Consider the following 9,309-nt stretch of genomic DNA (forward strand, 5'->3'; position numbering starts at 1 on the left):
CCTCTTCCACCGCCATTTGCAGCCGCCGGCCGCCCTCGCCGGCCGCTCACGCAACGCCAGACAGGCCCCTGACCACGGGCCCTGGCGCCCTCCCCCGACTTACCGCGCGATCGCCTACGGCAGCCTGGCACAAGGGTTGCTCTAGGCAATGCCCAAGCGAACCCACAAGTACAAGTCCAGGCCTCGCTGCCGTCAGCCGGCGTTTTCCCCCAAGCCGCCTAGACTTGCTCTTGTCCGTTCGTCAGCAGCGCCCCTGGCGCCAATGCGATAAACACAACAAGAGGAAGCATCCGCATGTTCAAACTGACTGCCAAGGCGCTGGCTTGCGCCCTGTCCCTGTCCATCGCCGGCATGGCCCAGGCCGCCGACCCCATTGTCATCAAGTTCTCCCACGTGGTTGCCGAGCACACCCCGAAAGGTCAGGGCGCGCTGCTGTTCAAGCAACTGGCCGAAGAGCGCCTGGGCGACAAGGTGCGCGTGGAGGTCTACCCGAACTCCTCGCTGTTCGGCGACGGCAAGGAAATGGAAGCGCTGCTGCTCGGCGACGTGCAGATCATCGCCCCGTCGCTGGCCAAGTTCGAGCACTACACCAAGCAGATCCAGATCTTCGACCTGCCGTTCCTGTTCGACGACATGGCCGCGGTCGACCGCTTCCAGAAGGGCCCGGAAGGCCAGAAGCTGCTGACCTCCATGACCGACAAGGGCATCACCGGCCTGGGCTACTGGCACAACGGCCTCAAGCAGCTGTCGGCCAACAAGGCGCTGCTCGAGCCCAAGGATGCCCGCGGCCTGAAGTTCCGCGTACAGGCTTCCGCGGTGCTGGAAGAGCAGTTCAAGGCGGTGCGCGCCAACCCGCGCAAGATGAGCTTCGCCGAAGTCTATCAGGGCCTGCAGACCGGCGTGGTCAACGGTGCCGAGAACCCCTACTCGAACATCTACAGCCAGAAGATGCACGAGGTGCAGAAGTTCATCACCGAGTCCAACCACGGCCTGCTCGACTACATGGTGATCACCAACACCAAGTTCTGGGACGGTCTGCCGGCGGACGTGCGTGACGAGCTGAGCAAGATCATGGCCGAGGTCACCGTCGAGGTGAACAAGCAGGCCGACGCCCTCAACGAAGGCGACAAGCAGCGCATCCTCGAGGCCGGCACCACCGAAATCCTCACCCTGACCCCGGAGCAGCGTGCCCTGTGGCGCGACGCCATGCAGCCGGTGTGGAAGAAGTTCGAAGGCGAGATCGGTGCCGACCTGATCAAAGCCGCTCAGGCCGCCAACCAGCAGTAAGGCCGGAGAGCCGTAGGGTGGGCGACGCCGCGACTAGCGCCAGCCCACCGCGATGCTCACTGGGCATCGCCACGCTGCAACCGGTGGGTCGGCCGCACATGGCCGCCCCGCCCTACGCCCTTTCCATTCGGGAGAACCGACCATGAACGCCTTGCGGCGCGTCTGGGAGCACTTCGAGGAAGGCTTTATCGCCTTTCTCCTGGCGGCCATGACGCTGATCACCTTCGTCTACGTGATCCTCAACAACCTCTACACCGTTTTCTACTGGCTGGGCGACAGCTTCGGCGGCAACGAGTTTCTGCTCGGTATCGGCGACGCCATCCTCGACATGGCCCAGGCGATGACCTGGAGCAACGCCCTGACCAAGGCCCTGTTCGGCTGGCTGATCTTCTTCGGCCTGGCCTACGGCGTGCGCACCGCCGGCCATATCGGCGTCGACGCCCTGGTCAAACTGGCCAGCCGGCCGGTGCAGCGCGCCATCGGCATCGTCGCCTGCCTGTGCTGCCTGGGCTACGCCGGGCTGATCGCGGTCGGCAGCTTCGACTGGGTACGCACCCTGTTCATCGCCGGCATCGGTGCCGAAGACCTCGGCCACTACGGCATCCAGCAATGGCATATCGCGATGATCGTGCCCTTCGGCTACGCCATGGTGTTCGTCCGCTTCCTGGAAATCTTCGTGCGCATCCTGCGCAACGAGCAGACCGGCCTGGGCCTGGCCGACGAAGCCGCCGACGCCCTGAAGATCAATGAGCACGAGGAGCCCAAGCAATGACCGTTCTGTTCCTCTTCCTCCTGCTGTTCCTGCTGATGTTCATCGGCGTGCCGATCGCCGCCTCGCTCGGCCTGGCCGGCTCGGTCACCATCATGCTGTTCAGCCCCGACTCGGTGCGTTCGCTGGCGATCAAGCTGTTCGAGACCAGCGAGCACTACACCCTGTTGGCGATTCCGTTCTTCCTCCTGTCCGGCGCCTTCATGACCACCGGCGGCGTGGCCAAACGCCTGATCGACTTCGCCAACGCCTGTGTCGGCCATATCCGTGGCGGCCTGGCCATCGGCGCGGTGCTGGCGTGCATGCTGTTCGCCGCGCTGTCCGGCTCCTCGCCGGCCACCGTGGCCGCGGTCGGCTCGATTGCCATCGCCGGCATGGTGCGCTCGGGCTACCCGCAGGCGTTCGGCGCCGGCATCGTGTGCAACGCCGGTACCCTGGGCATCCTGATTCCGCCGTCGATCGTGATGGTGGTGTACGCCGCTGCCACCGAGCAGTCGGTGGGCAAGCTGTTTATGGCCGGCGTCATTCCGGGCGTGATGCTCGGCGTGGCGCTGATGGTGGCGATCTACATAGTCGCAAGGGTCAAGAAGCTGCCGGCCCTGCCGCGCGCCAGCCTGCGCGAATGGCTGCGCTCGGCGCGCGAGGCGATCTGGGGCCTGTCGCTGATGGTGATCATCCTCGGCGGTATCTACAGCGGCATGTTCACCCCCACCGAGGCAGCTGCGGTGGCCGCGGTGTACGCCGGCTTCGTCGCCCTGTTCATCTACAAGGACCTGACCTGGCGCGAATGCCCGAAGGTGCTGCTGGAGTCCGGCAAGCTGACCATCATGCTGATGTTCATCATCGCCAACGCCATGCTCTTCGCCCACGTGCTGACCACCGAGCAGATCCCGCAGACCATCACCGCCTGGGTGGTCGACCTCGGCCTGCAGCCCTGGCAGTTCCTGCTGGTGGTGAACATCGTGCTGCTGATCGCCGGCGCCTTCATGGAGCCCTCGGCGATCATCCTGATCCTCGCGCCGATCCTGTTCCCCATCGCCATGCAGCTGGGCATCGACCCGATCCACCTGGGCATCATCATGGTGGTGAACATGGAGATCGGTTTGATCACCCCACCGGTGGGGCTCAACCTGTTCGTCACCTCGGCGGTGACCGGCATGCCGCTGACCCACGTGATCCGCGCCGCCCTGCCGTGGCTGATGATGCTGATCGGCTTCCTCATGGTGATCACCTACATCCCGGCCGTGTCCCTGGCCCTGCCGAACTGGCTGGGCATGAGCTAGGCCGCATCCACGCTGCTACTTTGGTACTTTGTGTACCCACTCCGCCCGGCCTTAGCGCCGGGCTTTTTTTGTCTTGGCGCAAGGCGGCCCCGCGACATCCGGCAGCGACGCGCCAGCGGGTGCGCTCCGCCGCGGTGCAGGCCCGTAGGGTGGGCTTCAGGCCACCAACGGTGGTCAGCGTGGGCTAAGGCGGATCGCCGGGCCCCCGAGCCTGCCCTGGAGCGCCTGGCCACAGCTCACTCAGACATAGCCATAAAAAACGGGCCCATCGGGCCCGTTTTTTATCGCGCTAGCGGTCGTTTAGCTGCGGCTAGCGGCCGGCTGCCAGACGGTCTCGTCCATGGCCTGCTGCAGGGCCTTCTTGCGCCGCTCCTCGGCGCGCTGGGCGAAGAACCAGGCGAGGAAGGTGGCGAAGGACACCGCCAGCAGGATCAGACTGGCCACCGCGTTGATCTCAGGTTTCACCCCCAGGCGCACGGCGGAGAAGATCTCCATCGGCAGGGTGGTGGAGCCGGGACCGGAGACGAAGCTGGCCAGCACCAGGTCGTCCAGTGACAGGGCGAAGGACATCATCGCCCCGGCCGCCAGCGACGGCGCGATCATCGGCACGGTGATCAGGAAGAACACCTTCCACGGCTTGGCGCCCAGGTCCATGGCCGCCTCCTCGATGGACAGGTCCAGCTCGCGCAGGCGCGCCGACACCACCACCGCCACGTAGGCCGAGCAGAAGGTGGTGTGGGCGATCCAGATGGTGGTCATGCCGCGCTGCGCCGGCCAGCCGATCAGCTGCGCCATCAGCACGAACAGCAGCAGCAGCGACAGACCGGTGATCACCTCGGGCATCACCAGCGGCGCGGTGACCAGGCCGCCGAACAGGGTGCGGCCCTTGAAGTGGGTGACCCGGGTCAGCACGAAGGCCGCCAGGGTGCCCAGCGCCACCGCGGCGATGGCGGTGTAGCAAGCGATCTCCAGCGAGCGCATCACCGAGTTCATCAGCTGGGTGTTGTCGAGCAGACCGACGTACCACTTCACCGACCAGCCGCCCCACACCGTCACCAGCCGCGAAGCGTTGAACGAGTAGATCACCAGGATGACCATGGGCAGGTAGATGAACAGCAGGCCCGCCCAGAGCATGATGTTGGAGAAACTGAAACGCTTCATGGCCGTCCCTCCAGCTCTTTGGCCCCGATTCTGGTTGGAAAGCCGGTTGAACAGAATGCTGGGCTCAATGTGATTGAACGAATCATGGCCGTCCCTCCAGCTCTTTCGCCTGGTTACGGTTGAACAGAATGATGGGCACGATCAGGATCGCCAGCATCACCACCGCCAAGGCCGAGGCCACCGGCCAGTCGCGGTTGTTGAAGAACTCCTGCCACAGCACCTTGCCGATCATCAGGGTCTCCGGGCCGCCGAGCAGTTCGGGGATGACGAACTCGCCGACCACCGGGATGAACACCAGCATGGAGCCGGCGATGATGCCGTTCTTCGACAGCGGCACGGTGATCTTCCAGAAGTTGTTGAAGTTGCTCGAACCCAGGTCGGAGGCGGCCTCCAGCAGGCTGAGGTCGTGCTTCACCAGGTTGGCGTAGAGCGGCAGGATCATGAACGGCAGGTAGGAGTAGACCACGCCGATATAGACCGCCACGTTGGTGTTGAGGATCTGCAGCGGCGTGTCGATCAGGCCGATGCCCATCAGCAGGCTGTTGAGCAGGCCGTTGTTGCCGAGAATGCCCATCCAGGCATAGACGCGGATCAGGATCGCGGTCCAAGTCGGCATCATGATCAGCAGCAGCAGCACCGTCTGGTGCTCCTTCGGCGCGCGGGCGATGGCGTAGGCCATGGGGTAGCCGATCAGCAGGCACAGCAGGGTGCTGAAGAAGGCGACCTGCAGCGAGCCGAGGTAGGCCGACAGGTACAGCGCATCCTCGGTGAGGAAGATGTAGTTGCCCAGGTTCAGCACGATCTGCAACTGGTTGTTGGCCCAGCTGTAGATCTCGGTGTAGGGCGGAATCGCCACGTCGGCTTCGGCGAAGCTGATCTTCAGCACGATGACGAAGGGCAACAGGAAGAACAGGAACAACCAGAGGAAGGGGATGCCGATCACGGCATGCCGCCCGCTGGGCAGGTAGCGCGAGAGTTTGGCCAGTTTCATGATTGCAGTACCACGCCGCTGTCGTCTTCCCAGTACACCACCACCGGATCGTCCCAGGTCGGGCGCTTGCCGCGGCGCTCGGCGTTGGCGATGAAGCACTGCACGATCTGCCCGGAGGTGAGTTTGACGTGGTACACCGAGTGGCCGCCGAGGTAGGCGATGTCGTGCACGTGGCCGCGGCTCCAGTTGTACTCGGGGTGCTCGTGATCGGCCGGCAGCTCGCTGGCCATCAGCAGTTTTTCCGGGCGCAGGGCGTAGCTGACCTTCTTGTCCTCGGCGCGGGTGGTGACGCCGTGGCCGATGAAGATCGGCTTGTCCAGCTGCGGGCAGTCGATGATCGCGTGGTCGGCCTCGTCGCTGCTGATCTGCCCGTCGAACAGGTTGACGCTGCCGATGAACTCGCACACCAGGCGGCTGGCCGGGGTCTCGTAGATGTCCACCGGGCTGCCGGTCTGGGCGATCCAGCCCAGGTGCATGATGGCGATGCGCTGGGCCATGGTCATGGCCTCTTCCTGGTCGTGGGTGACCATCACGCAGGTCACGCCGACCCGCTCGATGATCTCCACCAGCTCAAGCTGCATCTGCGAACGCAGCTTCTTGTCCAGCGCCCCCATCGGCTCGTCGAGCAGCAGCAGCTTGGGCCGCTTGGCCAGCGAACGGGCCAGGGCCACGCGCTGACGCTGGCCGCCGGACAGCTGGTGCGGCTTGCGCTTGGCGTACTGGCTCATGTGCACCAGCTTGAGCATCTCGGCCACCCGCGCCTCGATCTCGGCCTTGGGCAGGCCGTCCTGCTTGAGGCCGAAGGCGATGTTGTCGGCCACGCTCATGTGTGGAAACAGCGCGTAGGACTGGAACATCATGTTGATCGGCCGCTGGTAGGGCGGCATGTCGGTGATGTCGACGCCATCGAGGATGATGCGCCCGGAGGTGGGCCGCTCGAAGCCGGCGAGCATGCGCAGCAGGGTCGACTTGCCCGAGCCGGAACCACCGAGCAGGGCGAAGATCTCGCCCTTGTTGATGGTCAGCGAGACGTCGTCGACCGCCACGGTCTCGTCGAACTTCTTGGTCACCCGATCGATCTTGACCAGCACCTCTTTCGGTGTCTGGTCCCCCTCGAGGGCTTTTTTGTAGGCGCTGGAGGCAACAGCCATTTAGGAAAACTCCCGGAAGTAACGCCCGACCCCTGCGGCCGGGCGGGAAGGGTTACTGACCCGACTTGATCTTGGTCCAGCTACGGGTCATCAGACGCTGCACCTTGACCGGCAATTCGGCCGAGATGAACAGCTTGTCCAGTACCGCCTGCGGCGGGTACACGGACGGGTCGTTGCGCACCTCCTGGTCCATCAGCGCGCCCGCCTGGGTATTGGGGTTGGCGTAGCCGACGTAGTCGCTGACTTCGGCTATCACCTGCGGCTGGAGGAGGAAATCGATAAAGGCATGGGCCTGCTCGACGTTCGCCGCGTCGGCCGGAATGGCCAGCATGTCGAACCACAGGTTGCCGCCTTCCTTGGGAATGCTGTAGGCGATCTCGATGCCCTTGCCGGCTTCCTCGGCGCGATCCGCGGCCTGCAGGATGTCGCCGGAGAAGCCGGCGGCGACGCAGATCTCGCCGTTGGCCAGGTCGCCGATGTACTTGGAGCTGTGGAAGTAGGTGACATGGGGACGCACCGCCAGCAGCTTGGCCTCGGCCCTGGCATAGTCATCCGGATTGGTGCTGTTGGGGTCGAGGCCCAGGTAGTTGAGCACCGAGGGGATCATCTCGTCGGCCGAATCGAGGAAGGCCACGCCGCACTGGCTGAGCTTGGCCATGTTCTCCGGCTCGAAGAGCACCGCCCAGGAGTCGATGCTGTCGACGCCGAGCACCGCCTTGACCTTCTCGACGTTGTAGCCGATGCCGTTGGTGCCCCACAGGTAGGGCACGGCGTACTGGTTGCCGGGGTCGTTGGCTTCCAGCTGCTTGAGCAGCGCCGGGTCGAGGTTGTTCCAGTTCGGCAGCTTGGCCTTGTCCAGCTTCTGGAAGGCGCCGGCCTTGATCTGCTTGCCGAGGAAATGGTTGGAAGGCACCACGATGTCGTAGCCGGAGCGGCCGGCGAGCAGCTTGCCTTCGAGGGTCTCGTTGGAGTCGAACACGTCGTACAGCGGCTTGATGGCGGTAGCCGCCTCGAACTGGGCCAGGGTGTCCTCGCCGATGTAGTCGCTCCAGTTGTAGATGTGTACCGTCCCCGCCGCCTGGGCCAGGGTATTCAGGCCCAGCGCCAGGGCACTGGTGATCAGGGTCTTGCCGCAGGAAATTCGCACACGCAGATCCTCTTTCTATCGGGCCGCCCGCAAAAGGGCCGGCACTTTAGCGGAAATATCCGTCCTGTTCAGCGTTTCGCGCAGGGCGCTATCCCGCGCGGGAAACGACTGCCGGGTCGCAGAGGGACATTCCGATCGGCTCGGCCAGACGGCCCGCCGCAAGGGTCGAACAACGCATACAAGCTTCCTTTTATTGTTAGGGTCTGCGGCGGGCATGCCCACCGCAGACGGGGTTGCTGCTGCCGTTAGCGGCCGGACTTGACCTTGGTCCAGCTGCGGGTGATGGCACGCTGCACCGAGGGGCTCAGCTCGGAGAAGGTGTAGAGCTTCTTCGAGGCTTCCTCGGTCGGGTAGATGCCCGGGTTGTTGCGGATTTCCTCGGCGACCAGCGGGGTGGCCTTGGCGTTGCCGTTGGGGTAGGCGACGTAGTCGGAGATCGGCGCGATCACTTCCGGGGTCAGGATGTAGTTGAGGAAGGTGTGCGCGGCGTCGACGTTCTTGGCATCGGCGGGGATGGCCATCATGTCGAAGAAGGAGGCGGCGCCTTCCTTGGGAATGGCGTAGGCCACCGGCACGCCGTTCTTCGCTTCCTCGGCGCGGGCCTGCGCCTGGAACACGTCGCCGGACCAGCCCAGGGCCACGCAGATCTCGCCGTTGGCCAGGTCGGAGATGTACTTGGAGCTGTGGAAGTAGGTGACGTACGGACGCACCTTCATCAGCAGCTCTTCGGCCTTGGCCACGTCGTCGGTGCTGGTCGGGTTGGGGTTCAGGCCCTGGTAGTGCAGTGCCGCGGCATAGACTTCGTCCGGGGCGTCGAGCATGGCCACGCCACAGGATTTCAGCTTCTCCATGTTCTCCGGCTTGAACAGCACGTCCCAGGAGTCGATGGTGTCGACGCCGAGGGCGGCCTTGACCTTCTCCGGGTTGTAGCCGATGCCGGTGGTGCCCCACAGGTAGGGGAAGGCGTACTGGTTGCCCGGGTCGGCGTTTTCCAGCGCCTTCATCAGGTCGGGGTTGAGATTCTGCCAGTTGGGCAGCTTGGACTTGTCCAGCTTCTGGAATACGCCGGCCTTGATCTGCTTGGCGAGGAACTGGTTGGACGGCACCACCACGTCGTAGCCCGAGCCGCCGGAGAGCAGCTTGGCTTCCAGCACTTCGTTGCTGTCGAAGACGTCGTAGACCACCTTGATGCCGGTTTCCTTCTGGAAGTTGTCCAGGGTGTCCTCGGCGATGTAGTCGGACCAGTTGTAGACGTGCAGCACCTTGTCCTCGGCCTGAGCGGTGCCAGCCACGGCGGCGGCCAGGGACAACGCTAGAAGGGTTTTGCCGAATGTTTTCATGCGTACAGCTCCTGTTGTTGTGTCGGTATTCCGGAAGGTGCGCAGGCCCTTCCGGTGAGGCTGGCCAACGCACTGGCGCAGTCTGGCAAGGTCATGGCATCGCTGACAACTTTCCGTGGCTGCCGGCCGTTCAGGCCGACAGGTCGCGTAGGGTCAGGTCCAGGCACTTGCGTGCTTTTT

General features: G+C 64.3%; 8 protein-coding genes. 3 read left to right on the forward strand and 5 right to left on the reverse strand.

Translation table 11 applies throughout. The features are described from left to right. Window positions 1–294 precede the first annotated feature (294 nt). The 3 genes from dctP (at window position 295) to dctM (ending at window position 3,339) form a co-directional block, all read left to right on the forward strand. Window positions 295–1,287 (forward strand): C4-dicarboxylate TRAP substrate-binding protein DctP, encoded by a 993-nt coding sequence (gene dctP, locus EA796_RS18765; RefSeq protein WP_021442155.1) that lies wholly within the window; start codon window positions 295–297, stop codon window positions 1,285–1,287. A gap of 142 nt (window positions 1,288–1,429) precedes the next feature. Beyond that, complete coding sequence (locus EA796_RS18770) at window positions 1,430–2,059, forward strand: TRAP transporter small permease (RefSeq protein WP_122109705.1); 630 nt, start codon at window positions 1,430–1,432, stop codon at window positions 2,057–2,059. Then, window positions 2,056–3,339, forward strand: coding sequence for a C4-dicarboxylate TRAP transporter large permease protein DctM (gene dctM, locus EA796_RS18775; RefSeq protein WP_021442153.1), 1,284 nt, complete (start codon window positions 2,056–2,058; stop codon window positions 3,337–3,339). The genes EA796_RS18770 and dctM overlap by 4 nt, the downstream gene beginning before the upstream one ends. A gap of 300 nt (window positions 3,340–3,639) precedes the next feature. On the opposite strand, the gene EA796_RS18780 is transcribed toward dctM, so the two are convergent. The 5 genes from EA796_RS18780 to EA796_RS18800 form a co-directional block, all read right to left on the reverse strand. Then, window positions 3,640–4,500 (reverse strand): ABC transporter permease subunit, encoded by an 861-nt coding sequence (locus EA796_RS18780; protein ID WP_122109706.1) that lies wholly within the window; start codon window positions 4,498–4,500, stop codon window positions 3,640–3,642. Window positions 4,501–4,582: 82 nt separating this feature from the next. Then, window positions 4,583–5,464 carry an ABC transporter permease subunit gene (locus tag EA796_RS18785; protein WP_177342867.1) on the reverse strand — a complete coding sequence of 294 codons (882 nt, stop codon included), beginning with the start codon at window positions 5,462–5,464 and terminating at the stop codon, window positions 4,583–4,585. A 23-nt stretch (window positions 5,465–5,487) separates the two neighbouring features. After that, window positions 5,488–6,642 (reverse strand): polyamine ABC transporter ATP-binding protein, encoded by a 1,155-nt coding sequence (gene potA, locus EA796_RS18790; protein WP_021442150.1) that lies wholly within the window; start codon window positions 6,640–6,642, stop codon window positions 5,488–5,490. Window positions 6,643–6,694: 52 nt separating this feature from the next. Continuing rightward, window positions 6,695–7,789, reverse strand: coding sequence for a polyamine ABC transporter substrate-binding protein (locus EA796_RS18795; protein ID WP_122109707.1), 1,095 nt, complete (start codon window positions 7,787–7,789; stop codon window positions 6,695–6,697). A gap of 245 nt (window positions 7,790–8,034) precedes the next feature. After that, window positions 8,035–9,129 (reverse strand): polyamine ABC transporter substrate-binding protein, encoded by a 1,095-nt coding sequence (locus EA796_RS18800; protein WP_021442148.1) that lies wholly within the window; start codon window positions 9,127–9,129, stop codon window positions 8,035–8,037. Window positions 9,130–9,309 lie beyond the last annotated feature (180 nt).

The organism is Pseudomonas sp. AOB-7 (genome assembly GCF_003696305.1).
Taxonomy (GTDB): domain Bacteria; phylum Pseudomonadota; class Gammaproteobacteria; order Pseudomonadales; family Pseudomonadaceae; genus Aquipseudomonas.